Genomic DNA, 24,120 nt, shown 5'->3' on the forward strand with positions numbered 1-24,120 from the left:
TATTGGTTCTTTGACAAAAATATAAAAAGATAATCTCAGTGTAAAATACGATCAGCGGTTTCTATGATTTTATTAGCTGTTCTATGTGAGATGTTAATCGCTTACCTTGGCTGTTGAGGGGGATCTCATCGACAACACGGTATTTTCTTGGGATAGCGATCGGTTCTAACCACTTTCTGAGTTCTGAACGCAGCATCAACCAGAACTTACCTCTGCTCATGGTTACGAGTGTTGCTTGGCCTTGATCTGATAATACCAAAACCGACGCTAATATTAAGCGATCAGGCTCTTCAAACGGAATCACCACACATTCACTTATCCAAGGCAGTTGTTCTAGTCGCTTTTCGACTTCAACTAGTGATACTCGTTTTTCTTCTATCTTGATGACTCGATCGGTTCGGCCTTTCAATATGAATTGATTATCCGAGACCATTTCGCACTCATCGGCGGTTTGATACCAGTTGTTTTTGTCGATGTACGGCGACAATAACTTAATGCAATTCTCACTGTTGAGACTGGCCTCAAGGCAGTCAAAAAGTTGCCAAGGCGTTTGAGCGCTCTCTTGCTGGCGAAATGCGATGCCTCCTGTTTCTGTGCTGCCAAACACCTCGATAGGTAAATGACCGAGCAAGCTACGTGATTGGTGAGCGGATTCGGTTGGCAACGGGCCACCAGAAGAGAAAATACCAGCAAGTTGCGCGGTTTTGCTCTCGTGCTTTAATCGCTTGAGTAGCGCAGGGCTACTGATCAGCACGCTCTGTTTGTTAGCGTGAGATAGGATTTGTTCAGGGTACTCAAGATTGTGTCGAGCAAATGGAACACCAGAACAAAGTGGCCATAAAATTCGGAACAACAAACCATAGATATGCTGGTGCGAGACGGTACTGTGAACTCTATGACCTTTGATCAACTCTCCCCAGTTCTTATCTAGCTGAGCAGTCTCAATATCTAGGTGTTCTAGTGTTTTATTGATTGCCTTGGGTGTGCCGCTTGAACCTGACGTAAATAGGGTCAAATGGATTTCTGCCAAATCTATGGTCGTAAGGTTATCGATTAGAGGTTGTTTTGCCTTGGTGTTTGAGTCCAATAAGTTTTGGATATTGCGAACGTTACCCACCTCAACTTCACCAATCGAGTTATCGACCAGTAGGCAATCAAAATGTTCACTCAGTTCGGCAAGTGCACAAGGTTGATAGTTACCGGGCAATATGATGTGTTTGTGGCTGACGGCACATGCCAAAAAGGCCACCGAAAATTGGTAACTATCTTGGGCGCAAATCGCGACTCGTTGAACAGGGGATGAAGATAAAAGGTTTACGAGTTGAGATAAGTCGTCGTTAAATTTTTGCCACGTAATCTCGCTATTGTCGTCAAAGCAGACAATCGATTCAGGGGCTCTTTTTTGACTGAGAAGATCAGACAACGAGATGTAAGATACGGTTTGTGTCATAACCATTTAACTCTGACGAATACGCTGTCTTACCACCCATTCTCCTGCAAAAAGTAACCCTGCGAACATATAGCTGAGTAAGCCGTTGTATAGGGTCCATATTTCAAGAGGTTGGAAGCAGGTATAAAGGGCAATAGAGCCATTGATAACAAAGAATAAGCACCAAATCTTAGTGACTTTTCGTGTGTAATCAATCCCACTTTGCGGAAGTTCAGGCTCTTGAATTCGAGCAAGGCGTTCAATAATTGTTTGAGGTTGCCATAGGCTTGAAGCAAATACAGCCAACATGCAAACATTAACGATAACGGGATAATAGGTTAACCAACCATGCTGTTTAAAGGTTAAACCTAAGGCCAACAGAACAATTCCAGCACTTCCGCTGATCCAAGCTAAGTGTTTTAGCTCTCTGATTTTAGCCTGACCAGCAGAGAAAATGCGGACAGCAAAAATAGCGGCTAAGACGATACCAACGGTTTGTAGGCCAAACTTGTTGAGTCCAAAGTAAACCGCTATTGGATAAGTGAAAAGTATGATTGCCGACAGTAAAGTCAGCAGAGAACGCATTACGCGTCCTTCAATAGTTCAATCACAGACTCAACAACGTCATTAACGGTGCGTACTGCTTTGAACTCTTCAGGCTTGATCTTCTTACCGGTTACATTTTGTAGGTGAACGACCAAATCAACCGCATCAATGCTGTCTAGGTCGAGATCTAGATAAAGATGAGCTTCAGGCGTGATATCTTCAGCATCAAGCTCGAACAGCTCAATAAGCGCATCTTTAACCTGGTTGTATACTTCTTGTTGGTTAGCTTGTGTCATAAAGATCTGTCTAGTTGTTCGTTTGAGATGAGATGTAATTTGCTAAGTTTTCTACCGATGCAAAATGCTGGCGAGTGTTTGAGTCGTCGGCATCAATAACAATGTTGTACTTCTTCTTGATAGCAAGGCCAAGTTCAAGTGCATCGATAGAGTCTAGTCCCAATCCATCACCAAATAGTGGAGCTTCTGTTTCAATCTCATCAATGCTCATGTCTTCAAGGTTCAATGCGTCGATGATCAGTTGTTTCAGTTCGTTGTGTAATGTTTCCACTTTGGCCTACTTAGTACTTTATCTGAATGCTGCTTTAAGGGATGCGATTCTACATTATGCGAGGTATTTTCCAAATACTGATATCGCCAGTTGTCTTATTGATGAGCTAAATGTTGTCTTCGGAAGGGAAAATAGTCTCTGCAAGGTGGTGATTAAGGCGTCTTGCTGCCGAAGTTAAGTTATTTGCATTCTCAATAAAGGGTGCGACTTCTATTTTACCTTTCACCGCAATATGAAAAAAGGGTTTCGTAGCAGGAACTTGATACCATTTTTTCTCTTTCGTTAAGAATGTCGGAGAAACTGTAATATGAATAATGCGTAAATCGGTTTGTGTTCGAGTCGCTATTTGTGCCGCACCACGTTGTAAGGATGGTTCAATTCCCGGCGTTGTGCGAGTTCCTTCTGGAAAAACCAGCAGTACATTGCCACGTGAAAAGCGTTCTTCACAACGTTCTAAAAGATAGTCAGGTGCTTGATTGGGTATGTAACCCGCCGCTTTAACAATCCTCTTCATAAATGGGTTTTCCCATATTGCCGCTTTGACGAGACAATCACATTGAGGAAGTTGAGAGGCGATCAGTACATAATCAATCAAACTTGGGTGATTGGCGACGATGATGCAGTTACGATCTTTGCGTAGCAGTTCGGCGCCATCAATTCGGTAATCAATCGCGCCCGTGAACTTCATAATCCGGCAAAAAGCATTAAATGAAAAACGAATCAGTCGTTGAGTCTTAAGCTCTCTTTGGATGGTGTTTGATGTGGTGAGCGCGATCGAAGGCAAGATCAAGAAGCTAAGCACTAACCCTCCTATACCGAAGGTGGTGAAGCAAAGCCCTGTCGCGAATACTCGCCAATATTGGTCGATCTTACTCATTCTTGAGTTCCAGGTTTCGTGTTGTTTACCCATGACCAAGTTTGGTGTTTTCCGGCAATAGTCCAACGTTGTGCATTTTGTAGGATGCTTTGCAGTGTTTGCAGGCCTTGCGGTAAATCAGCCGCTGCTCTATCACTGGTTACTGTCCTTGAAACAGAGTAGTCACTGCCTGCGGTTAGCACTAAACCCAGAGCATAATCGGTATAGTGCTGAGTTTCGTATTCTTGATAAAGCTCAGGCAGAGGCTGATCGAAGTCGATGACTAACACACGATGCGATGGGTATTGGTGAAGGTAAAGGTAAGCTTCAATTAGCGCGTTATGGAAAGTATCTTGCCCAGCGGCGATTGAGGTCAGTGGAATTGGTGCTTTCGCGGCAATGGTGGTTAGCCCGGCTGCGGTATTGTGTACCGACTGCGAGAACGCCATTGGAGAAGCATCGTCACCTTCCAGTACTGACTGAATTAATGTGGCAGTTCGGTGTAGCTCACCATGTCGGCTGGCAAAAACCAGATAATCAGTCGCGGTGTCTTTTAATAAGGTTAATGCGGTTTGGACGGCAAGTTTGCTTTGTACACTCATGCGACGGCGCATCATCGGGGGAATAGCTTTAAACTCAGTTGAGCCATTTTTCGGCCAATCTAAGTTAGAGCTCCACGCTTTCCATTCAACAATAGAGTTGAGGCCAGCCGAATTTGCAGACCATTTCTCGATATTAAATGACATTAATTGTGCTTGATTTGACATAGAGTATTGATTTGCTTTGGGTCTAACTAAATACTATGCGTGCTTATAAATAAACACAGATAAGGAATTTAAATGAAATTACTAAAAATAGCCGTTTCAATGTTATTCATACTCGTTCTTGCAGGGTGTGGACGTGTCCAGCCTGTAATGAATGTTGAGGATACTCCAGTTGCACTGAATCTTCAAAGTAAACAGGTGAAATCAGCTATTTATGAGTCCGCTGAGAATCGAGGCTGGTTGGTTTCAGAAATAAAGCCAGGATTGATTCGTGCCGAGCTGTATGTTCGGTCACACCATGCTGTGGTTGAAATTCCTTATAGTGACAAGTTTTACTCTATTCTTTACGTTGAATCAGAGAATTTAAAATACGACGATGGTGAAATACACCGTAATTACAACCGCTGGGTTAATAACTTAAACGTTGATATTAAACGCAAGCTTGCACAAATGGCTGCAGAGTAATCCCTCCTATTATTTGAAAGTTAGGTTTTTCGTGTCGGAATATAAATTAGATCCATTCAACGCATTAGAAGCAAAAACAGAAGCGCAAAAATTATCTTTTGCTCCTATTGTTTTTCATACAGCTCGTACACTTCGTGATTTAGGTATTTTAAAGGCCCTAGATGAGGTGGGTAATGATGGTTTACCAGCCGAGAAGCTTTCGGAAATCACCGGTGTATCCGAGTACGGCGTGAAAGTTCTACTCGATATGGCGCTAAGTGCTCATATTGTTACTTGGGACAAACCTAACTATAAAATAGCCAACCTTGGTTTTTACCTTCTGCACGACGGCATGACTAATGCCAACTTGGATTTCACTGCCGATGTTTGTTATGCCGCGATGATGCATTTAACGGAAGCGATTGAAGAAGGAACACCAGCGGGCTTGCAAGAGCTGGGTGATTGGGAAACCATTTACCAAGGTTTATCTCAATTGCCAGAAAAAGCAAAAGAGAGCTGGTTCAAGTTTGATCATTTCTATTCAGACCGTTCGTTCCCAGTGTTGCTTGAGAAAGTCTTCAGTAAGAAACCTAAGTCGCTGGTGGATATTGGTGGTAACACGGGAAAGTGGGCGATGCAGTGTTGTAATCACGACTCGGACGTTGAGGTGACGATTGTTGATTTGCCACAGCAGCTAGAAATGGCAATGGCAAATGCAACGCAGCACGGTCATCAAGGCCGAGTAACGCCATTCCCGGCCAACATGTTGGATAAACAGCAAGCTCTGCCAACGGGCGCCGATGTGTGGTGGATGAGTCAGTTCCTTGATTGCTTCTCGCCAATGGAGATTCTGAGCATATTAAAGCGTGTTCGCTCTCATATGTCAGAAGGCGCGACAGTCTATATCCTTGAACTGTTTTGGGATGCGCAGAAATACGATGCGGCTTCTTATAGCTTAAACGCGACGTCTCTCTACTTTACCTGCTTGGCAAATGGCAACAGCCGTTTTTACCGCAGTGAAGATTTCTTAGAGATCGTTGAAGAAGCGGGCTTTGAAGTGGTAACTCGTACCGACGATATCGGTCTTGGTCACACGCTTCTTGAATTGAAAGCTGGCGCACAATAAAAATAACAAACATGGCTTAAATAATGAAAAAACTATCAACTCAAGTGGTGATCATCGGAGCTGGGCCGTCAGGGTCTATTGCTGCGTCTTTGCTTCATAAAAAAGGCATCGATGTTCGAGTGATTGAAAAGAGCGTATTCCCTCGCTTTTCTATTGGTGAAAGTCTATTACCAGCTTGTATGGAAGTGATTGAACAGGCTGGGATGACTGATGTGGTAATCAACGCCAACTTCCAATACAAAGATGGCGCTGCCTTTCGCAAAAATGGCGTGTACACCGCATTCAATTTTGAAAACAAGTTTTCTTCTGGGCCGGGAACTACGTTTCAGGTTCAGCGAGGCGCTTTTGATAAGGTGCTAGCAGATACTGCCGAGGCACAGGGTGTTGCTATCGATTACCAGCATGAGTTGATGGGCATTGACTTCACCGAAGATTGCACCGTTTTAGATGTACAAGTGCTTGATGGAGAGCGCTATCAGCTAGAGGCGCAATACGTTTTAGATGGCAGTGGTTTTGGCCGAGTGTTACCGAAAATGCTTAACTTGGAAGAGCCGTCATCACTTCCTCCACGCAAAGCTATTTTCACGCACATTAACGATCATATTGCAGAGGTTGATACCGACCTTGAATATGACCGCAATAAAATCCTGATCTCGGTGCACCCAAATAATCCTGATGTTTGGTATTGGTTGATCCCATTTAGCAACGGTGTCTCTTCGTTTGGTGTGGTAGGGGAGCCAAAGTTCTTTGAATCCTACCCACAAGACAAGATTGCCGCGATTAAGCAATTGGCAATGGAAGAGCCGGGTTTAGCTGAGATATTGGCACACGCAGAGTATCTTAGTCCTGCGGGTGAAATCGGTGGCTATTCTTCTAACGTAAAACATCTTGCCACAGACAAATATGCACTGCTCGGTAACGCTGGTGAGTTTCTTGATCCTGTATTCTCGTCGGGCGTGACGATTGCGATGAAGTCGGCTCAGCTTGCGGTTGAGTGTGTGGAAAAGCAGCTTAATGGTGAAAAAGTTGATTGGGAACGCGATTATGCCGATCCATTGATGGTTGGCGTAAATACCTTTAGAACGTATGTTGAAGGGTGGTATTCAGGTACTTTGCAGGATGTGATTTTCTATCAAGATCCAAATCCGAAGATTAAGCAAATGGTGTGCTCTATTTTGGCGGGCTACGCATGGGATCAAACCAATCCTTATGTGAAAGACTCGCAACGCCGATTGACGACTTTGGCAGAGATCTGCCGAAGCTAGGTGCTCTATTTAGCGTGCGATGACGCCTTAAAGTGCCAAGGTAACTAGCCTAAAAATAAACACAGCCGCATTTGCGGCTGTGTTTGTATCTGAACAATATGAGTAGTCAGCGTATTCGAGTGAAGGCTATTTCAGATCGATACTGTTCAATCGTCCCATAAAAATAAGCAAATCAATCACATCTTTGTGAGCATCAAGCAGTGCACGTTTAGTTTGGCTATAAGCGGCAAGTCGACCGTGTTTTCTGATTGAGCACACCTTAGTTTTGTATTTGTAATCGCCATTCTCAGAGAATACACGCCATTTCGCGATATAACATTCGTCACGGTGTTCAGGGTCACTCTGAGTCGGGTTTGGCTTGAATACAATTTTGGGTTCTAAACTATGGGGTAGGCGCGTCATCAAGTAGGGCTCTTTGAGGACTTTGGGCCAAAATTTACCCCAAAGCTTTCTGCCTAGCTCATCTCTCAATTTTATAGTTTTCTTCAGTGCCTTATTTTCACCCATACGAACAAAGCCGACAGAGCGATGCAGCACCGTATCTTCGGGAGTATGAATATGGATTTTAAAAGCGGTTTGACCTTTCGAAATAAAGCGGTAACCGGTCGCACCAATTAGGTTATTCTGACTCATAGCTTACTAAATGATGATTATGTTATTAATAAGGTTACGACAAATACGTCTAAACCGAAACCAATCATCAGAAAAAAATAAAGCCTTAGTACTTTTGCTAAGGCTTTATGAAAAACGATGAAGCGAACATGTCGCTAACTACATGATCTTTTGCATCACATCACCAATCTGAATACTTCCTGCAAGGCTTGGCTGATCAATAGTGAGTTCCGCTTCATTTTCGTAGACGCGAGAAACTGTCAGAGTGATATCACTTTGAGATACTTTATTACGTGGTAAGCCTCGTTGGTCGATAAAGGAACCTGTATGCCACAGTTGCAGTTTGTCACCTCGTTGTACGCCATGCAGCCGACCTAAATCGATGGTCACTGTGTTACCAAACACTGCGGCAACTTCAGGAAGGGTGATCTTGCATGATACTTCAGACTCCAAGTCCAACATAATGTTGCGGCTGACACGAAGCATCATAGTGCCGTAGGTGGATGCCCAGAAACGCGCACTCCGGGTATCGACTTCACTGGTCTTAGCGAATGGCCACTTTGCTACTTCACGATAGCTACGGTTATATATCTGATGACCTGTTTTGCCATCGAATACCTGCATTTCTAATGCAAACTGGCGATTGATAACGTCATCTTTCAACAACTTAGACTCGACCGTTGCGGTTAAGTCGGTAATATCGCCACCAATAATGTATTGTGCGCCAGTATCTTGAGCGATCATCTTGATGACTTCAGGTTGACGTTTATCGATGTCGTAGTCGGTCGTGCCTACAGAAACAAAGCTGCGAGACTCTTGTGCGAGTTGGCGGTCAACGACATGGCCGAAATCATCTCCGAGGTTATAGATCCTGCCCATCACGGCTTGTTGAGGGGAAGTCACATCAATATTACCGACCAAGAATGTCTTCTTATATTGGCTCTCATGGCAAGCATTTGCCGAAGGATAGATGTCGATCTTTGCAGTGATCATTAAATTGCCACCGCGTGTTTTCTCTTTCTCAACTAAGATGTAGCGTACTTCGTGATTGGTAAACTGGAACTCTTTTTTCTTTGCGTCTAAGTAGGGAGTGAGGTTGGAAATGCTGCCTATATCGGCTCCTGAGAACTGCACGGCTTTATAAACCGCGTCTTCCAGGGCGTGAATCCTTGCGGTCTCTTCTGACGATACGATGGCTGCAGTACCGGTAACTTCATACCAAGAGGCATGAGCATTGAAGTTTATTGTGACTAATAAACTTATTGAAAATAAGTAAGAAATTATTTTTTTCATCTATTCGTTACCAGTTGGGTATAAATATTGCTTAACAAATAACTATAAGCTTGAAGCTGACTTAAGTGTGTTTTTCTTAATCTGAACCATTACTGAAAAGCAAAGACTGTTCCAACATTGTAATCCATTGAAAAAATAATGGTGAGAAGATATTGGCACAGTAAGCACTATAAACATCTGGAGATAAGAGAATGAAAAAATGGCTCGTAGTAATGAGTGTCATGTTGATGACATCATGCGCTTATTCGCCTATATATAACGGCAAGTCTGAGTATTCAGGAAGTCAGTTTATGTTGATGGCTAGCCCTCGTCATACCATGGATTTCTTCGTGGAAAGTATGACTGAAGATTTGATCATTTCGAATACGAGTATTTCAGCAAGAACACCGATTGCCATTACGTCGTTTGTTGACCTACAACATATGGACACAACAAACTGGTTAGGTAACTCAGTTTCAGAAGGCTTTATCCATCAATTTCAGCGTCGTGGTTTCAAAGTCGTTGATTTCAAAACCACAGGCTCAATTCAGGTGACTCAGCAGGGCGACTTCTCTTTAAGTCGTGACTGGAAAGACCTAGCTCAAGAGCAAGATGTCCAGTACGTTTTGACGGGCACTATGCTTCGCCAAGAAGGCGGTGTGCTTGTGAATGCTCGTGTGGTTGGTATGCAAACTCGTATCGTTGTTGCTTCTGCTCAAGGTTTCTTACCAGCGGATCGTATTGGTCGTGACCTAGATACTCTGAATAGTATTCGAACTCAAGATGGTGTCATCATTCGTTCTGATCCAACGATGACTCAGCCTTATACTGTTATTCTTCGCCCTTAGGAGTTCGTGATGAAGAAGTTAATATTTGTTGTCGTCGCTTTATTGCTTGTTGGTTGTCAACCATTACAAAACATGAGGCCAAATGATTTTCTAGTTGCTGTTGGCTACGCTAGTATCAGTGAGCAAAAAGGACGTAATGACGAAGAAAAACGTATCCGAGCGATGAGAGCTTCTAAAATTGATGCCTACCGTGAGCTTGCTGAACAAGTCTATGGTATGCGGGTGAGTGGTAGAGCTGAGCTTGAAGATCAACGTCTTGGCACCGAGAGAACTTCCGGTGCTGTTGATGGTGTAATCCGTGGCGCAGAAGTGGTCCGCAGTTACCCTGTCGGTGATAGTTATGTCACTGAGCTTCAGTTAGATATCCGTAAGATGGAACAGCTACGTAATTACGGTGAAGTTCAAGCAGTACCTCAGAAAAGACAACAAACGTTGTTCTAACTTAAGAATCATCTAGTTATAAGATTATCCAGTTATATTGGCTGTTACTCGCTTTCCAGATGGCGTAACGGCAACCAGTAACAGGTATGAAAACAGAGCGGCAAGTATGAAAATACTTGCCGCTTTTTTGTTTATAGGTTTATTGGGCACATTTACAGGTTCTATGAAAGCTTGACGGGTCGAGCGAGAAGAATAGGCTGAGATACAGATACAGATACAGATACAGATACAGATACAGATACAGATACAGATACAGATACAGATACAGATACAAGCAAGAAGGGGGTTGTTACGAAGAGGGTTAGCCTAACTAAGCTTTTATGTTGGTTCCCAGGGTAGAGATGGTGTGAGTTTGGCCACCAGCGTTGTACGTCATGCCAACCTTTCCGTGGCTTTGTTGCATCATATTGCTGAGTTTTTTAAAGCTAAGCTGTGCTCGGTTCAGGGCTTCGCCATTAACCAGGTTTGCTTGATGGCAGTCGTGCACGATGGATTTGATTGTCGCGACTATTTGAGCAAGTTCAGGATTCTCGGTCAATTCTGAGACATTAGTATGGGCAGAGATTCGTTGATCGGTTGATCTTAGTTGTTCGACAAGGACAACTTTTTCTTGAGCTATTCGTTCAATATCATTTGATTTTCTGCTGGTGATAGCGGTTTTTTCTGAACTTAAAAGATCAGATAAGGCTTTGGCATTTTGAAGTTGGAAATTAACTAAGTCTGCGAGTGCCGCCATAATTTAAACCTGCTGAACTTCTGTGGTAAAAAGTGAAATCTTAAAATAAAGATGACTTCGTACTGAGTCATCTATCAAAGGTCTTTTAATTCGTTCTCAAACTTGATCATATTATCAGCCAACTTCTCTGGATCGACCGTATATGAACCGTTTGTAATCGCTTCTTTAATCGCTGCTACTTTTGCTGTATCAAAGCTAGGCTGTGCGGCCATGTCTTGGTGCAGTTGACCAATCGCTTTGCTTTGTTGGCTCAAAGAAACCGCGTCTTTGCTTGCTGGAGATTTAGCTGCAACATCAGAATGAGATGTTTGAGGGCTAGAATCAGAGCGCGCTGCTGATCGGTTAGTGGTCGTTAGGGTATGCCCTGAACGTATATTATCAATACCTGCCATCGTTAAGCCTTTTTCTTCAAAAATGGGAACCTGTACAGTCAATATCGACCAAGGGTTCGAATACTTTAGCAAATTTTTAGCTCAATAGTCGAAAAGGGACGCCACACCACTGCCGTTATATTTGGCGTTAAGTGTTGAGAGTCAAATTAGCTAACGATACCGTCACTTTAGAAGTAAAGAGTTAAAAATAAACCGTGACTTCAGACATGCTGGTAACAATACCTTCAATTATACGCTGTGATTTATCATTTTTCACTCTTACTTGATCGCCCATCGAACCATCGGTCAATGCTGTACCTTTAGTGGTAATGGTCATGCCACCTTTTACTGCCTGTATGATAACCTTCTCGTTTCGGCAGACGACACAGACATCGCTTCTTTCGACAACATCGCCTGGGCGTAAGTTCTTTTTCACTTTCGCCCCGATGACTTGCTCTGGAAGTGTAAAGCCTTGACGACGAAATTTGTTTAGGGAGATCATGTCTGTGGTGACATCGTATTGGCCGACGATTTCACCTCTTGCGATTAAACGAGTAGTGGTGACGAGTGGTACTGACATCGAAATACGTACCGGGACATAAACTCGCCACTCATCAGGGATACATTGCACTAAAACCGTAATACTGCTGCGGGTATTGGTAGTCGTCGAGGCGCTGGTTTCAAGTGGGATAGGGCAGTCTGTTGCTTTGATTCTTGAATCAACATTTGCTGAATTTACAAAGAGTTCGCCACCTTGTGGTTGCTCAACGGTATCAAGGATGTGTTGCTCTGCCGCAGACTGAATCATTTCAATTTGTTCTGGAGTCGCAGCTTGTATAAAAAAACTAAACAATATTGATAAAATGCCGATAAACTTAACGACAGTTTTAAAAGTAGCTCTACACATTGCTATGGAAAAAGCAGGCAGATTTGTTTTACGATTCGTCATTCTGTTTCTCTAGTAGTTCGTAGCTTGCAGTAGACTAACACTTTTTTATCCAAAAAAGTTTGATATGGAGATGAGCTCATGACGGGTATTCTTGATTCAGTGAATCAGCGTACGCAACTCGTCGGTCAAAACCGATTAGAATTACTAACCTTTCGCCTAATGGGGCGTCAGCGTTACGGCATTAATGTCTTTAAAGTAAAAGAAGTGCTTCAATGCCCTAAGCTGACAAAGATGCCAAACTTAAACCCACTAGTTAAAGGTGTAGCGCACATTCGTGGTCAGACGATCTCTGTTATCGATTTGAGCTTAGCGACTGGTGGCCGTCCTACAACGGATGTTGAAAAGTGTTTTGTGGTTATCTCTGAGTTTAACCGAACCATTCAGGGATTCTTGGTCAGCTCAGTAGAGCGCATTATTAACATGCATTGGGAATCTATTCTTCCGCCGCCGGATGGGGCGGGTAGAGCAAACTACTTGACCGCGGTAACCAATATTGATAATGAATTGGTAGAAATTCTTGATGTTGAAAAGATCCTTGCGGAAATTTCGCCTGTTGATGAAACAATGGACAGTAAAATTGCTGAAGATATTGCGAAAGTAGAGCAAGAGAAACCATTAGTTCGCCGTATCTTGATTGCTGATGATTCAACGGTGGCTCGTAAGCAGGTTCAGCGTGCTATTGAGTCGATTGGTTTTGAAGTTATCTCGGTGAAGGATGGTAAAGAAGCCTATGAGAAGCTAGTACAGATGTCATCAGAAGGCAGTATTTACGATCAAATCTCATTGGTTATTTCTGATATTGAAATGCCAGAGATGGATGGCTATACGCTAACCGCCGAGATTCGACGTCACGCTGAACTTAAAGATCTATACGTAATTTTACACTCTTCACTGAGTGGTGTATTTAACCAAGCTATGGTTGAGCGCGTGGGGGCTAACTCTTTCATCGCTAAATTCAATCCTGATGAGCTTGGTGCAGCAGTTAAAGCTGCGTTAACTAACTAAAAGAGACATTAATGACTGCTATAACAATAAGTGATCAAGAGTATCGCGATTTCAGCCGTTTCTTAGAATCTCAATGTGGCATTGTATTAGGTGACAGCAAACAATATTTGGTGCGCAGTCGTCTAAGCCCATTAGTAGCGAAGTTTAATTTGACTTCGTTATCTGATCTATTGAAGGACGTAGTAACAGGTCGAAACCGTGAACTGCGTGTGGCTGCAGTCGATGCCATGACGACAAACGAGACACTTTGGTTCCGTGATACTTACCCGTTTGCTGTGCTTGCGGATAAACTTCTACCGGAAATAGCGGCAAATAAACGTCCTATTAAGATTTGGTCAGCGGCCAGTTCTTCAGGCCAAGAAGCATACTCAATGGCTATGACGATTCTTGAAACTCAAGCTCGTAAGCCAGGTATGCTGCCGAACGTATCGATCACGGGAACGGATATATCAGCAAGTATGTTGGATATGTGTCGCACAGGCGCATATGACAATTTGGCGTTAGGTCGGGGCCTTTCTCCTGAGCGTCGCCGTACCTTCTTTGAAGATGCGGGCGATGGCCGTATGAAAGTGAAAGATAACGTAAAGCGCATGGTGAACTTCCGTCCTCAAAATTTAATGGAAAGCTATGCATTGTTAGGCAAGTTCGACATTATTTTTTGTCGTAACGTGTTGATTTACTTCTCGCCTGAAATGAAGTCAAAGGTACTTAACCAGATGGCAAACAGCCTGAACCCTGGTGGTTACCTGTTATTGGGGGCGTCTGAATCGTTAACAGGCTTAACGGATCGTTTTGAAATGGTTCGTTGTAATCCAGGCATCATCTACAAATTAAAGTAATGGTTGGCACCAGAATAAGGTGCGGCGTTACTGTTTAATTTCAAAACCCAGCCAAGTGCTGGGTTTTCTTTTTCCTGTTTAATCTATATCTTTAAGTCAGAGTGACATTCCAATTTACTCTATTTTTTGGCTTGTATATTGCAAGTTTACCCACGAGTAACCTGTGAAAGTATTGATAGACCACTTTGTTTTAAAAGTTGGTATATATATTGCTTTGGTTATTTCATAACAGTCAGTTCTTGAGTTGAGGTTTACATGGCTATTTCTTTTGACAATGCTTTAGGCATTCACCAGCACACAGTTGGTGTACGTGAGCGTAACGCTGAGGTGCTTTCCACCAATATCGCGCAAGCGAACACGCCTGGGTATAAGGCAAAGGGATTAGACTTTGAGAAATCACTGCAAGCGGCAAGTTCTGGGGCAAGCATTGGTCTTAGCCGCACAGATGGTCGGCACATTTCTGCCTCAACAACGGTGAACGGGGAAACGAAGTATCGAATTCCTACCCAACCTGATACAGGAGATGGCAATACGGTTGATTTGGATTTGGAAAGAAACCTTTTCATGCAAAACCAAATTAGGCATCAAGCCTCTCTCGACTTCCTAGGAAGTAAGTTCAAGAATTTAACGAAAGCGATTAAAGGGGAATAATTAGATGAGCTTATTTAATGTATTCAATGTGACTGGTTCTGCGATGAGTGCTGAATCTGTTCGTCTAAATACGACCTCGAGCAACCTGGCGAACGCAGATAGTGTAAGTAGTTCTGCTAAAGAAACTTACAAAGCTCGTCACGCCGTGTTCGGCGCTGAGTTAAATAAAGCACGCAACAGTGGTCACACTGTGCCTGTGAAAGTATTAGGTATTGTGGAAAGCGATAAGCCGCTGAGCGCGGAGTACAACCCGGATCACCCATTAGCGAATAACGAGGGCTATATTTACAAGCCTAACGTGAACGTTATGGAAGAAATGGCGAACATGATTTCGGCATCACGTGCGTACCAAACAAACGTACAGGTTGCTGACTCTAGTAAACAAATGCTGCTGCGTACGCTGCAGATGGGTCAATAAGGATAAGGAGGTAGCACATGGCTGGAATCAACAACAATGTTGGTCAAAGCGGCTTGTCCTATGTTGACCAGCTGAAGAGTCTTCAAGATGGCGCTAAGAAGCCCGATGAAACAACAGGTAAGCAGGATCTTAAACAAGAAGATTTCTTATCTTTGTTGACTAAGCAACTAGCACAACAAGACCCTTTTAAGCCGGTTAGCAATGACCAGATGATTGCGCAAATGGCTTCATTTGCGACCGTAGATGGCATTGGCAAAATGAATACACAGTTTGAAAGCTTGAATTCATCAATGACCTCTAACCAAGCACTGCAGGCATCCTCTTTGGTTGGCCGTGATGTATTGGTTCCTGGTGCGGCAGGTGTGAAACCCGGTGATGGCGGTATGGCGGCAATGGTTAAACTTCCTCAGGCAATGGACAATGTAATGGTCCGTGTTGAGAACGAAGTAGGCCAATTGGTTCGCACTTTTGATATCGGCTCTAAACCATCAGGTGATACACGTGTTGAATGGGACGGAAAAGACGAAGACGGTAACCCATTGCCGGCCGGTAAGTACAACGTGAAAGCGTCGGGTTTATTGGATGGCGAGAGTACAGAGTTCCAGGTGTCGAGTTATGCGAACGTGAACAGTGTGCTTCTTGGTAAGGGTGATGGCAACGTACTACTCAATCTGGCTGGTTTTACATCGCCAGTACGACTTGCTGAAGTACTAGAAGTTGGTAAAGCGTAGCTTTTTGCAAAGTGACTATGCTAGCTAGATAGATTAGGAGAATATTGGAATGTCATATGTAGCTTTAAGCGGTCTGTCCGCTGCACAATTAGACCTGAATACAACCAGTAACAACATTGCGAACTCAAACACATTTGGCTTTAAAGAGTCTCGTGCCGAGTTTGGTGATGTTTATTCAAACTCGTTGTTCACTAACGCAAAAACGGCGGCAGGCGGCGGTGCGCAAGCTAGCCAAGTGGCGCAACAGTTCCATGAAGGTTCAAGTATTTATACGAATAACCCAATGGATTTGCGTATCAGTGGTACAGGTTTCTTTGCCGTATCGAAAGACCGCATGGTACCAGAGATCAATGAACTAACGCGTAATGGTGCATTTCACCTAAACAAAGACAACTACATGGTTACAGCTAATGATGAGTTTCTTTTGGGTTATGATGTCGATCCTAATTCGGGTGAAGTTCTTTCTTACGCGCCAAAGCCTCTCGACATTCCTGCTGAGTTTGGTAAGCCAAAACAGACAGAAAACATTGAAGTAGGGGTTAACCTGCCTGCAAATGGTGATCTTAAAGATCCGGCTGCATTTAACTTCGAAGATGCGGACACCTATAACCGTGCGACATCTTCGACGGTATACGATTCTATGGGTCAGTCTTACAAGTTAACGACTTACTACCTCAAAGATCAGACTCAACCAAACACTTGGCAGACGTACTACACCATGTCAGATGAGAACGGCGAAAAGCCGGTAAACATTACAGGTGGTGATGCGACGAATGCACAAGGTCATGTTGGCCATACAATGAAGTTCAACAATGACGGTACGTTAGCAAGCCTGAACAATGGTCAGCCAATTAATTCTGATCCATTAGGTGCTGGTGCGAACCCTGTTGATTTAAATGGTGCCGATCCAACGCAAGTACTTAAGTTCGGTCTCGATTCTTCAACTCAGTTTGCTGCACCGTTTGAATTGACTAAGTTTGATGAAGATGGCGCGACAACAGGTTTCTTAACCAAAATCGATTTCGATGAGTACGGCAGTGTTCTAGGTACTTACTCAAATGGTGAAAACGTGATGCTTGGCCGTGTAGGTCTGGTTCGTGTACCTAATGAGCAAGGTTTAGATAAGAAAGGCGGTACTCAGTGGGATTCTACTAACAACTCTGGTGATAAAATCTGGGGTGAATCGAATAAAGGTTCATTTGGTGGGATTAACAACGGCTCGCTAGAGCAATCGAATATCGACATGACGCAAGAGTTAGTTGACTTGATTTCTGCTCAACGTAACTTCCAAGCGAACTCTCGTTCTCTAGAAGTACATAACCAACTACAGCAAAATATTCTGCAAATTCGTTAATCGTTTTTATAGAGTCTAAGTTATCTGAGAATACCCAATTTAATGTTATTGAATTGGGTATTGTTGCTTGCCTTACTATTTGCCACTCCTATTGCCGCCCGGTAGTGCCACTGGCAACAATTCTTCCTGAGTGACCCTTTAATGCTCACCTTCTTTGTTTGTTTTATTTCTAAATTGCTGATAAATAACAAGTAAAAATACTGGCACAGAGTTTGCTTTATTAGTCACAGAAGATGATTTTTGGAGCAAAATTATGGATCGTGCCCTGTTTCTTGCCATGAGTGGCGCCAAGCAAAATATGCAAGCTTTGCAGTTGCGTTCAAACAACCTTGCCAACGTAAGTACCACGGGTTTCCGTGCTGATTTAGCACAAGCTCGTTCAATGCAAGCGTATGGCGAAGGCATGCCTACTCGTGTTTTCAGTATGACAGAGCGCCCGGGTCATAATTTCGCGCAAGGTAGCGTGGTCACCACTGGTCGAGATCTAGACGTCACCATTCAAGGTGATGGTTGGATTTCAGTTATGGACAACACTGGCCGTGAAGGTTTAACACGTAACGGTAACCTACGGGTTGACCAAAACGGTTTGCTAACCAACGCAAGTGGCCATTTAGTGCTTGGTGAAAACGACGCACCAATCACGCTGCCAATCCCAATCAGTAAAGTAGAAATTGGTACAGATGGTACGATCTCAGTCATTCCTCAAGGCGCTCCAGCTGAAGAATTGGCCGTAGTTGATCGTATTAAGCTTGTACGTCCAGATAACCAAAGTTTGTTTAAAGATACGAATGGTCTATTCCGTTCGAAAAACCCAGATCAGGCATACGAAGCGGATGCAGCGGTAACGTTGCTAAAAGGTGCTATCGAAGGCAGTAACGTAAATGCTGTCGGTGAAATGACCAGTTTGATTGACTTACAACGTCAGTTTGAAATGCAGGTCAAGATGATGAGTACGGCAGAGGAAATGGACAAGTCGTCTGATTCACTGCTTCGTATGAGCTAATAGAATTTAAAGGAATTTGCTATGCATCCAGCATTATGGGTAAGTAAAACAGGTTTAGACGCCCAACAAACCAATATCTCAACGATTTCGAACAACCTTGCCAACGCCTCGACCATTGGTTTTAAAAAGAGCCGCGCGGTATTTGAAGATCTGTTTTATCAGAACATCAACCAACCGGGTGGCCAATCGTCTCAGAACACTGAGTTGCCAAGTGGTTTGATGTTGGGTGCTGGTTCTAAGGTAGTAGCAACTCAAAAAGTTCACACTCACGGTAACGCGCAAACGACATCGAACAGCCTAGATATGATGATCGAAGGTGACGGCTTCTTCCAAGTTGAAATGCCAGACGGTGAGACAGGTTATAGCCGTAATGGTCAGTTCACACTGAACGGTGACGGTGCGATTGTAACATCGGGTCAGGGTTACCCGCTACAACCTGAAATCGTGATTCCTGAAGACGCGATCTCGGTGACAGTAGGCAACGATGGTGAAGTTTCGGTTCGTCTGCGCGGTGAGCAAAACAACGTCGTAGTTGGCCAAATCACCATTACTGACTTCGTGAACCCCGGTGGTTTAGAGCCAGTCGGTCAAAACCTTTACTTGCCGACAGGTGCGAGTGGCGACCCACAAGAAGGTGTTCCGGGTTTTGATGGCTTGGGTAACATCCGCCAGTCGATGCTAGAAACATCGAACGTAAACGTAACCGAAGAGCTAGTGAATATGATCGAAGCTCAACGTGTTTACGAAATGAACTCGAAAGTTATCTCGTCGGTAGACAAGATGATGAGCTTTGTTAACCAACAGCTGTAATTGGTTATTTGTCGCTGACTTGTTTCGCACTCATTGACGTGTGTCACGACTTACTATTTACAACGGCCAACTAAGAGTATATCGCCATGAAACGTATTTTTTGTTTAGCTCTGTTTGTATCCATGACGGGCTGTAGCATGCTGGACCCAATTGAAACACCGGCAGAAGAAAACGCGACCACTGTGGTTGATGCGGTGGAAGGCGATAAGTCGACTCAAGAGAGTTCCGGCATTATCGATACGCTTCGTGGTCGAACCGATCCCGTTGCTGGTGACCCTGCATGGGCACCGATTAATCCAAAGCAAAAACCAGAACATTACGCAGCGGCAACGGGATCTTTGTTTAATGTTAACCATATTGGCAGCATGTATGATGATTCAAAACCTCGTGGTATTGGCGATATTATTACTGTGGCGTTAGATGAAAATACGCGAGCGACCAAAAAAGCCAATGCTGACATGTCTAAGTCGAACGACGCAACGATGGAACCTCTGGCTGTCGGTGGTCAAGAGTTAGCTATCGATAAGTACAATTTCTCTTACGATTTGAGTAACACCAATACCTTTGCCGGTGATGCATCAGCCAACCAAAGTAACAGCATCAGCGGCTACATTACCGTTGAAGTCATCGAAGTATTAGCCAATGGCAACCTAGTGGTTCGAGGTGAGAAGTGGATGACACTGAACACGGGCGATGAGTACATCCGCCTAAGCGGCACCATCCGTCCTGATGATATTGACTTCGAAAATACCATCGCTTCAAACCGGGTGTCTAACGCACGAATTCAGTACTCAGGGACCGGCGTACAAAAAGATATGCAAGAGCCTGGATTCTTGGCACGATTCTTTAATGTATCACTGTAGGGCTTGAGAGGGTGTCGACATACTGACAGCCTCTATCACTGAGCCATATTTAGCTAAGCTATTCTAAATTAAAGTAATACAGACAGGTTACTCAATGAAAAAACTAACGCTCGTACTATTCGGCATGCTATTTCTTGCCACCAGTGCCCATGCTGCGCGTATTAAAGACGTGGCAAAAGTGGCGGGTGTTCGTAGTAACCAACTTGTCGGTTATGGTCTGGTCACGGGTTTGCCGGGTACAGGTGAGACAACTCCCTTTACCGATCAAACGTTTAACGCGATGCTGCAAAATTTTGGCATCCAATTGCCGCCCGGCACTAAGCCAAAAACTAAAAACGTAGCGGCTGTTATTGTTACCGCTGAATTGCCAGCCTTCTCTAAGCAAGGTCAGGAAGTTGACGTAACGGTCTCTTCAATCGGTTCGGCAAAAAGCTTGCGTGGCGGTACCTTGCTACAAACCTTCCTAAAAGGTCTTGATGGTCAAGTTTATGCAGTAGCGCAAGGTAACTTGGTGGTAAGTGGCTTCAGTGCACAAGGTAACGACGGTTCAAAGCTTGTCGGTAACAATCCTAACGTTGGTATTATCTCTAGCGGTGCGACAGTTGAACAAGAGATCCCAACGCCATTTGGCCGTGGCGACTACATCACTTTTAATCTAATCCAATCCGATTTCACAACGGCTCAGCGTTTAGCTGATGCGGTTAATAATTTCCTAGGTCCACAAATGGCTTCAGCGGTAGACGCGACTTCAGTAAAAGTTCGCGCACCACGTGAAATCAGCCAACGTGTGGCGTTCTTATCGGCTATCGAAAACATCGAATTCGACCCTGCAGAAGGATCTGCAAAAATCATCGTTAACTCTCGTACTGGTACGATTGTGGTTGGTAAGCACGTTCGCTTAAAAGCGGCTGCGGTCACACACGGTGGTATGACGGTTGCAATCAAAGAAAACTTGAATGTGAGTCAGCCGAATGCATTTTCTGGCGGTCAAACAGTGGTAGTTCCTGATTCTGATATCGAAGTCACCGAAGCCGATGGAAAGATGTTTAAGTTTGAACCGGGTCTAACGTTGGATGATTTGGTTCGAGCCGTCAACGAAGTAGGCGCAGCGCCTTCTGATTTAATGGCAATTCTTCAAGCACTGAAACAAGCCGGTGCAATTGAAGGCCAATTGATCATTATCTAAGGAATAAAGCATGATTAAGAATAACAATGACATCGGCTTTATTCACGACATCGGTAGCTTAGACCGCCTTCGTCAACAAGCGGTAAATGGTGAAGAGGGCAGCGAAAAAGAAGCACTGACGGCTGCGGCAAAACAGTTTGAATCGATTTTTACCTCTATGTTGTTTAAGTCGATGCGCGACGCGAACTCAAGCTTTAAGTCGGATATGTTGAACAGCCAGAACGAGCAGTTCTATCGTCAGATGCAAGATGACCAAATGGCGAGTGAATTGAGTGCTTCAGGTTCTCTAGGCCTAGCGGATATGATCGTGGCTCAATTAAGTGCTGGTCAAGCAAGCGATGCGGCAGAAGATAAGGTTCGTAGTGAAGGCTTTGATACTTCACTGCAAAGACCTCAGTTCTCTGGCCGTTCAGAAGACAGAATATCTGAAGTTCAATCTGCTTCCGCTGTTAAACAACCAGTCTCTTTTGATTCTCCAGAATCGTTTGTTACCTCAATGAAGCCTTATGCTGAGAAAGCAGCAAGTGCGCTCGGTGTCGATTCATCGTTGCTATTAGCACAAGCCGCTCTTGAAACAGGTTGGGGTTCTAAAATGGTTAAAAACTCTTTGGGTAATAGTAATAACCTATTCAACATCAAAGCCGATAGAAGTTGGAAGGGCGATAAGGTTGCTACGCAAACTCTTGAGTTCCATGGTAAAACAGCAGTCAAAGAGTCAGCGTCTTTCCGTTCTTACTCAAACTTCGAAGACAGCTTTAATGACTATGTGAAGTTCTTGAATGAAAATCCAAGATACGAAACGGCATTGAAGCATCAAGGTAACTCAGAGAACTTCATCAAAGGTATCCACCAAGCTGGCTATGCAACTGACCCTAACTATGCCGATAAAGTATTGCGCGTTAAAGCGAAGATTGATGAGATGAATTAGCGCAATCAACTAGCATTGAGAGCTTGCCATTGGCAGGCTTTTTTCTTATCCGTCACCTCAAACCTTGCCACGTTGTCCATAGTTATCTCCTTACACTTCAATAAATTATTGTCTTTAACTCTCCGTTATTTCTATTGGCACATATATTGCTTGTTATCTTAGTGATATACGGTTGTAGTTAATCAGTTCATTCTGATTTTGTTAAGTTTTTTGGGGGCATTATGGCGTCGGATCTTCTGAATGTAGGGGCACAAAGTGTTCTTACTGCTCAGAGACAGTTAAACACCACAGGTCATAACATTTCTAACGCCAATACAGAGGGCTTTAGCCGCCAATCTGTAATTCAAGGTGTGAATGACCCGCGTCAGTACGGTGGCCAGTCCTATGGTATGGGTGTGCACGTGGAAAATGTTCGCCGCTCTTGGGATCAGTTTGCCGTTAAAGAACTTAACTTATCGACAACCAATGCCGCCAACAAAGGCGATACCGAAGCCAACCTCGACATGCTGTCGAGTATGTTGTCATCGGTCGCTTCAAAGAAGATCCCAGAAAACCTTAATGAATGGTTTGATTCGGTTAAGACACTCGCTGATACACCTAATGATGTAGGTGCGAGAAAAGTGGTGTTAGAAAAAGCCGAGCTGTTAAGCAAAACACTGAATGAATTTCATGAAACGGTGCGCCAACAATCTGATTCTACGAATAAAAAACTAGACATGGGTATAGAGCGAGTTAACCAACTCGCGATCGAGATTCGTGATGTTCAACGCTTAATGATGCGAACTCCTGGGCCTCATAATGACTTACGAGATCAGCATGAGAAACTGATTAATGAGCTGTCTGGGTACACCAAAGTAACGGTGACGCCACGCTCTAATGCTGAAGGTTTTAATGTCCATATCGGTAATGGCCATACCTTAGTTTCTGGTAGTGAAGCGAGCCAATTAAAAATGGTCGATGGCCTGCCAGATGTACATCAACGTCGCTTAGCGATTATTGAAGGAAAGTCTCTAAAACCGATCACTAGCAGTGATATCGATGGAAAAATCGGTGCCATGTTAGACATGCGAGATGACCACATTCCAGAAGTCATGGATGAACTGGGTCGTTTGGCGACGGCGTTTTCACACAAAGTAAATGAGTTGCAATCGCAAGGTTTAGATCTTAATGGCAACGTGGGTAAAAACCTGTTCACCGATGTGAATTCTGAGCGGGTGGCAAAATCACGCGTGACGGCGAGCAGCCAGTCAAAGGCTGATGTTGCGGTTTATATAGATGACACCTCTGCTTTAAAAGGCGGAGAGTATGGCCTTAAGTATGATGGCAGCGACTATGTCGTAACCAAGCCTAACGGTGAAACGGTAAAAGTCAGCACTAATTCAAGTGGCAACGCTTTTAATCTTGATGGTATGCGAGTAGAAATTCGCAACCCTCCTGAGCTTGGAGAGAAATTGCTGTTGCGTCCAACTCGCAATTTTGCCGCACAGATTCAGATGGAAACCAAAGATCCAAAAGACATTACTGCGCAAAGTTATGAAGCATCGACCACGTTTGCCAAAGGCACGGCCGGTTTCAAAATTTTACAAGCGGGTCAACTGCGCGAGTTCGAAGTTATTGTGTCACCCAAGGGTGAGCAGTTTGCGGTGACGGATCCGAAAGGCAATATTTTAATGCAGCCGCAACCTTATCCGCCTGAAGGACCGGTCACTATTAACGGCACCACGTTTGAGTTAACTCCGGGAGCGGTGGCAAACGATAAATTTACGGCAAACCTTGTCCCATCAGAAGGTGACAACGGTAATCTACGTAAGATGCAAAATCTACAAACCGGAAAAATTTTGAACGATGGTGAGTCTACGATTTTAGACCTTTACCATAACTTGAATACCAATATGGGGTTGAAGTCTTCAACGGCCAATCGCTTGAGTGATATTGCGACCTTAGAAAAACAGTCAGCTCAAGAGCGTATTGCTTCGGTATCCGGGGTCAATCTCGATGAAGAAGCAGCCAATATGATGAAATTTCAGCAAGCGTACATGGCTTCCTCACGCATCATGCAAGCTGCCAATGATACGTTTAACACTATTTTGGCTCTGAGATAGGAAG

Annotated in this window: 28 protein-coding genes; 17 read left to right on the top strand and 11 right to left on the bottom strand. The window is 43.9% G+C overall.

Going from position 1 to position 24,120, the window contains the following annotated elements; genetic code table 11:
• Nucleotides 1–61: 61 nt before the first annotated feature.
• From OCV24_RS04115 to OCV24_RS04140, 6 genes are all read right to left on the bottom strand, one after another.
• Entirely contained in the window at nucleotides 62–1,450 is a 1,389-nt protein-coding gene (locus OCV24_RS04115; RefSeq protein ID WP_137027079.1) for an AMP-binding protein, read from the bottom strand.
• A gap of 6 nt (nucleotides 1,451–1,456) precedes the next feature.
• A complete protein-coding gene (locus tag OCV24_RS04120) occupies nucleotides 1,457–2,014 on the bottom strand; it encodes a COG4648 family protein (RefSeq protein ID WP_136980861.1) in 558 nt (185 codons plus the stop codon).
• On the bottom strand, nucleotides 2,014–2,271 hold the full coding sequence (locus OCV24_RS04125) for an acyl carrier protein (protein ID WP_017056835.1): 258 nt from the start codon (nucleotides 2,269–2,271) through the stop codon (nucleotides 2,014–2,016). The genes OCV24_RS04120 and OCV24_RS04125 overlap by 1 nt, the downstream gene beginning before the upstream one ends.
• Nucleotides 2,272–2,281: 10 nt before the next feature.
• Nucleotides 2,282–2,542: a phosphopantetheine-binding protein gene (locus OCV24_RS04130; RefSeq protein ID WP_004736154.1), complete on the bottom strand. Its 261-nt coding sequence runs from the start codon at nucleotides 2,540–2,542 to the stop codon at nucleotides 2,282–2,284.
• Nucleotides 2,543–2,648: 106 nt separating this feature from the next.
• Nucleotides 2,649–3,419, bottom strand: a complete 771-nt coding sequence (locus OCV24_RS04135; protein WP_150879283.1) for a lysophospholipid acyltransferase family protein — start codon at nucleotides 3,417–3,419, stop codon at nucleotides 2,649–2,651.
• Nucleotides 3,416–4,165, bottom strand: a complete 750-nt coding sequence (locus OCV24_RS04140; protein ID WP_208806557.1) for a beta-ketoacyl synthase chain length factor — start codon at nucleotides 4,163–4,165, stop codon at nucleotides 3,416–3,418. The genes OCV24_RS04135 and OCV24_RS04140 overlap by 4 nt, the downstream gene beginning before the upstream one ends.
• Before the next feature lie 72 nt (nucleotides 4,166–4,237).
• Here OCV24_RS04140 and OCV24_RS04145 point away from each other — a divergent pair, with 72 nt between their 5' ends.
• The 3 genes from OCV24_RS04145 to OCV24_RS04155 are packed head-to-tail and all read left to right on the top strand — an operon-like array spanning nucleotide 4,238 to nucleotide 6,997.
• The gene (locus tag OCV24_RS04145) at nucleotides 4,238–4,627 is read left to right on the top strand and encodes a hypothetical protein (RefSeq protein ID WP_017056839.1); all 390 of its coding nucleotides are present in this window, start codon (nucleotides 4,238–4,240) and stop codon (nucleotides 4,625–4,627) included.
• 31 nt (nucleotides 4,628–4,658) lie between these two features.
• Nucleotides 4,659–5,732, top strand: coding sequence for a methyltransferase (locus OCV24_RS04150; protein WP_046224992.1), 1,074 nt, complete (start codon nucleotides 4,659–4,661; stop codon nucleotides 5,730–5,732).
• A gap of 23 nt (nucleotides 5,733–5,755) precedes the next feature.
• A complete protein-coding gene (locus OCV24_RS04155) occupies nucleotides 5,756–6,997 on the top strand; it encodes an NAD(P)/FAD-dependent oxidoreductase (RefSeq protein WP_136980857.1) in 1,242 nt (413 codons plus the stop codon).
• A 126-nt stretch (nucleotides 6,998–7,123) separates the two neighbouring features.
• Here the strand turns inward: OCV24_RS04155 and OCV24_RS04160 are convergent, their stop codons facing one another.
• Nucleotides 7,124–7,630: a hypothetical protein gene (locus tag OCV24_RS04160; RefSeq protein ID WP_017056842.1), complete on the bottom strand. Its 507-nt coding sequence runs from the start codon at nucleotides 7,628–7,630 to the stop codon at nucleotides 7,124–7,126.
• Between the two features lie 138 nt (nucleotides 7,631–7,768).
• On the bottom strand, nucleotides 7,769–8,902 hold the full coding sequence (locus tag OCV24_RS04165; protein ID WP_150879285.1) for a flagellar assembly protein FlgT: 1,134 nt from the start codon (nucleotides 8,900–8,902) through the stop codon (nucleotides 7,769–7,771).
• 191 nt (nucleotides 8,903–9,093) lie between these two features.
• On the opposite strand from OCV24_RS04165, the gene OCV24_RS04170 reads away from it, so the two are divergent.
• Both OCV24_RS04170 and flgP read left to right on the top strand, forming a co-directional pair.
• A complete protein-coding gene (locus tag OCV24_RS04170; RefSeq protein ID WP_029627050.1) occupies nucleotides 9,094–9,729 on the top strand; it encodes a FlgO family outer membrane protein in 636 nt (211 codons plus the stop codon).
• A 9-nt stretch (nucleotides 9,730–9,738) separates the two neighbouring features.
• A complete protein-coding gene (gene flgP / locus OCV24_RS04175; protein WP_017056845.1) occupies nucleotides 9,739–10,170 on the top strand; it encodes a flagellar assembly lipoprotein FlgP in 432 nt (143 codons plus the stop codon).
• 310 nt (nucleotides 10,171–10,480) lie between these two features.
• Here the strand turns inward: flgP and OCV24_RS04180 are convergent, their stop codons facing one another.
• From OCV24_RS04180 to flgA, 3 genes are all read right to left on the bottom strand, one after another.
• Nucleotides 10,481–10,906 carry a flagella synthesis protein FlgN gene (locus OCV24_RS04180; protein ID WP_046224995.1) on the bottom strand — a complete coding sequence of 142 codons (426 nt, stop codon included), beginning with the start codon at nucleotides 10,904–10,906 and terminating at the stop codon, nucleotides 10,481–10,483.
• Nucleotides 10,907–10,980: 74 nt separating this feature from the next.
• Nucleotides 10,981–11,298 carry a flagellar biosynthesis anti-sigma factor FlgM gene (gene flgM, locus OCV24_RS04185; protein WP_017056847.1) on the bottom strand — a complete coding sequence of 106 codons (318 nt, stop codon included), beginning with the start codon at nucleotides 11,296–11,298 and terminating at the stop codon, nucleotides 10,981–10,983.
• 181 nt (nucleotides 11,299–11,479) lie between these two features.
• Nucleotides 11,480–12,226, bottom strand: coding sequence for a flagellar basal body P-ring formation chaperone FlgA (gene flgA / locus OCV24_RS04190; protein WP_102506098.1), 747 nt, complete (start codon nucleotides 12,224–12,226; stop codon nucleotides 11,480–11,482).
• Nucleotides 12,227–12,304: 78 nt separating this feature from the next.
• On the opposite strand from flgA, the gene OCV24_RS04195 reads away from it, so the two are divergent.
• The 12 genes from OCV24_RS04195 (at nucleotide 12,305) to flgK (ending at nucleotide 24,116) form a co-directional block, all read left to right on the top strand.
• The gene (locus OCV24_RS04195; RefSeq protein WP_046224998.1) at nucleotides 12,305–13,231 is read left to right on the top strand and encodes a chemotaxis protein CheV; all 927 of its coding nucleotides are present in this window, start codon (nucleotides 12,305–12,307) and stop codon (nucleotides 13,229–13,231) included.
• Nucleotides 13,232–13,242: 11 nt separating this feature from the next.
• Nucleotides 13,243–14,070 carry a protein-glutamate O-methyltransferase gene (locus tag OCV24_RS04200; protein WP_046224999.1) on the top strand — a complete coding sequence of 276 codons (828 nt, stop codon included), beginning with the start codon at nucleotides 13,243–13,245 and terminating at the stop codon, nucleotides 14,068–14,070.
• 255 nt (nucleotides 14,071–14,325) lie between these two features.
• Entirely contained in the window at nucleotides 14,326–14,721 is a 396-nt protein-coding gene (gene flgB / locus OCV24_RS04205) for a flagellar basal body rod protein FlgB (protein ID WP_017056851.1), read from the top strand.
• 4 nt (nucleotides 14,722–14,725) lie between these two features.
• Nucleotides 14,726–15,139: a flagellar basal body rod protein FlgC gene (flgC, locus tag OCV24_RS04210; RefSeq protein WP_017056852.1), complete on the top strand. Its 414-nt coding sequence runs from the start codon at nucleotides 14,726–14,728 to the stop codon at nucleotides 15,137–15,139.
• 17 nt (nucleotides 15,140–15,156) lie between these two features.
• Nucleotides 15,157–15,870 carry a flagellar hook assembly protein FlgD gene (gene flgD / locus OCV24_RS04215; protein ID WP_017056853.1) on the top strand — a complete coding sequence of 238 codons (714 nt, stop codon included), beginning with the start codon at nucleotides 15,157–15,159 and terminating at the stop codon, nucleotides 15,868–15,870.
• A gap of 49 nt (nucleotides 15,871–15,919) precedes the next feature.
• On the top strand, nucleotides 15,920–17,224 hold the full coding sequence (flgE, locus tag OCV24_RS04220) for a flagellar hook protein FlgE (RefSeq protein ID WP_046225000.1): 1,305 nt from the start codon (nucleotides 15,920–15,922) through the stop codon (nucleotides 17,222–17,224).
• 253 nt (nucleotides 17,225–17,477) lie between these two features.
• Nucleotides 17,478–18,227: a flagellar basal-body rod protein FlgF gene (gene flgF / locus OCV24_RS04225; RefSeq protein WP_009848571.1), complete on the top strand. Its 750-nt coding sequence runs from the start codon at nucleotides 17,478–17,480 to the stop codon at nucleotides 18,225–18,227.
• Nucleotides 18,228–18,248: 21 nt separating this feature from the next.
• A complete protein-coding gene (gene flgG / locus OCV24_RS04230) occupies nucleotides 18,249–19,037 on the top strand; it encodes a flagellar basal-body rod protein FlgG (protein WP_004739713.1) in 789 nt (262 codons plus the stop codon).
• A gap of 86 nt (nucleotides 19,038–19,123) precedes the next feature.
• Complete coding sequence (gene flgH, locus OCV24_RS04235; RefSeq protein WP_017056856.1) at nucleotides 19,124–19,900, top strand: flagellar basal body L-ring protein FlgH; 777 nt, start codon at nucleotides 19,124–19,126, stop codon at nucleotides 19,898–19,900.
• 94 nt (nucleotides 19,901–19,994) lie between these two features.
• The gene (locus tag OCV24_RS04240; protein WP_017056857.1) at nucleotides 19,995–21,086 is read left to right on the top strand and encodes a flagellar basal body P-ring protein FlgI; all 1,092 of its coding nucleotides are present in this window, start codon (nucleotides 19,995–19,997) and stop codon (nucleotides 21,084–21,086) included.
• A gap of 10 nt (nucleotides 21,087–21,096) precedes the next feature.
• Entirely contained in the window at nucleotides 21,097–22,014 is a 918-nt protein-coding gene (flgJ, locus tag OCV24_RS04245; RefSeq protein WP_046225001.1) for a flagellar assembly peptidoglycan hydrolase FlgJ, read from the top strand.
• 221 nt (nucleotides 22,015–22,235) lie between these two features.
• Nucleotides 22,236–24,116, top strand: coding sequence for a flagellar hook-associated protein FlgK (gene flgK / locus OCV24_RS04250; protein ID WP_046225002.1), 1,881 nt, complete (start codon nucleotides 22,236–22,238; stop codon nucleotides 24,114–24,116).
• Nucleotides 24,117–24,120: the final 4 nt, after the last annotated feature.

The organism is Vibrio kanaloae (assembly GCF_024347535.1).
GTDB classification, from domain to species: domain Bacteria; phylum Pseudomonadota; class Gammaproteobacteria; order Enterobacterales; family Vibrionaceae; genus Vibrio; species Vibrio kanaloae.

Coding starts and splice junctions, on each gene's coding strand:
- OCV24_RS04115 (WP_137027079.1), bottom strand. CDS start 1,450: ATGACACAAACCGTATCTTACATCTCGTTGTCTGATCTTCTCAGTCAA.
- OCV24_RS04120 (WP_136980861.1), bottom strand. CDS start 2,014: ATGCGTTCTCTGCTGACTTTACTGTCGGCAATCATACTTTTCACTTAT.
- OCV24_RS04125 (WP_017056835.1), bottom strand. CDS start 2,271: ATGACACAAGCTAACCAACAAGAAGTATACAACCAGGTTAAAGATGCG.
- OCV24_RS04135 (WP_150879283.1), bottom strand. CDS start 3,419: ATGAGTAAGATCGACCAATATTGGCGAGTATTCGCGACAGGGCTTTGC.
- OCV24_RS04140 (WP_208806557.1), bottom strand. CDS start 4,165: ATGTCAAATCAAGCACAATTAATGTCATTTAATATCGAGAAATGGTCT.
- OCV24_RS04145 (WP_017056839.1), top strand. CDS start 4,238: ATGAAATTACTAAAAATAGCCGTTTCAATGTTATTCATACTCGTTCTT.
- OCV24_RS04155 (WP_136980857.1), top strand. CDS start 5,756: ATGAAAAAACTATCAACTCAAGTGGTGATCATCGGAGCTGGGCCGTCA.
- OCV24_RS04160 (WP_017056842.1), bottom strand. CDS start 7,630: ATGAGTCAGAATAACCTAATTGGTGCGACCGGTTACCGCTTTATTTCG.
- OCV24_RS04165 (WP_150879285.1), bottom strand. CDS start 8,902: ATGAAAAAAATAATTTCTTACTTATTTTCAATAAGTTTATTAGTCACA.
- OCV24_RS04170 (WP_029627050.1), top strand. CDS start 9,094: ATGAAAAAATGGCTCGTAGTAATGAGTGTCATGTTGATGACATCATGC.
- flgP (WP_017056845.1), top strand. CDS start 9,739: ATGAAGAAGTTAATATTTGTTGTCGTCGCTTTATTGCTTGTTGGTTGT.
- OCV24_RS04180 (WP_046224995.1), bottom strand. CDS start 10,906: ATGGCGGCACTCGCAGACTTAGTTAATTTCCAACTTCAAAATGCCAAA.
- flgM (WP_017056847.1), bottom strand. CDS start 11,298: ATGGCAGGTATTGATAATATACGTTCAGGGCATACCCTAACGACCACT.
- flgA (WP_102506098.1), bottom strand. CDS start 12,226: ATGACGAATCGTAAAACAAATCTGCCTGCTTTTTCCATAGCAATGTGT.
- OCV24_RS04195 (WP_046224998.1), top strand. CDS start 12,305: ATGACGGGTATTCTTGATTCAGTGAATCAGCGTACGCAACTCGTCGGT.
- OCV24_RS04200 (WP_046224999.1), top strand. CDS start 13,243: ATGACTGCTATAACAATAAGTGATCAAGAGTATCGCGATTTCAGCCGT.
- flgB (WP_017056851.1), top strand. CDS start 14,326: ATGGCTATTTCTTTTGACAATGCTTTAGGCATTCACCAGCACACAGTT.
- flgC (WP_017056852.1), top strand. CDS start 14,726: ATGAGCTTATTTAATGTATTCAATGTGACTGGTTCTGCGATGAGTGCT.
- flgD (WP_017056853.1), top strand. CDS start 15,157: ATGGCTGGAATCAACAACAATGTTGGTCAAAGCGGCTTGTCCTATGTT.
- flgE (WP_046225000.1), top strand. CDS start 15,920: ATGTCATATGTAGCTTTAAGCGGTCTGTCCGCTGCACAATTAGACCTG.
- flgF (WP_009848571.1), top strand. CDS start 17,478: ATGGATCGTGCCCTGTTTCTTGCCATGAGTGGCGCCAAGCAAAATATG.
- flgG (WP_004739713.1), top strand. CDS start 18,249: ATGCATCCAGCATTATGGGTAAGTAAAACAGGTTTAGACGCCCAACAA.
- flgH (WP_017056856.1), top strand. CDS start 19,124: ATGAAACGTATTTTTTGTTTAGCTCTGTTTGTATCCATGACGGGCTGT.
- OCV24_RS04240 (WP_017056857.1), top strand. CDS start 19,995: ATGAAAAAACTAACGCTCGTACTATTCGGCATGCTATTTCTTGCCACC.
- flgJ (WP_046225001.1), top strand. CDS start 21,097: ATGATTAAGAATAACAATGACATCGGCTTTATTCACGACATCGGTAGC.
- flgK (WP_046225002.1), top strand. CDS start 22,236: ATGGCGTCGGATCTTCTGAATGTAGGGGCACAAAGTGTTCTTACTGCT.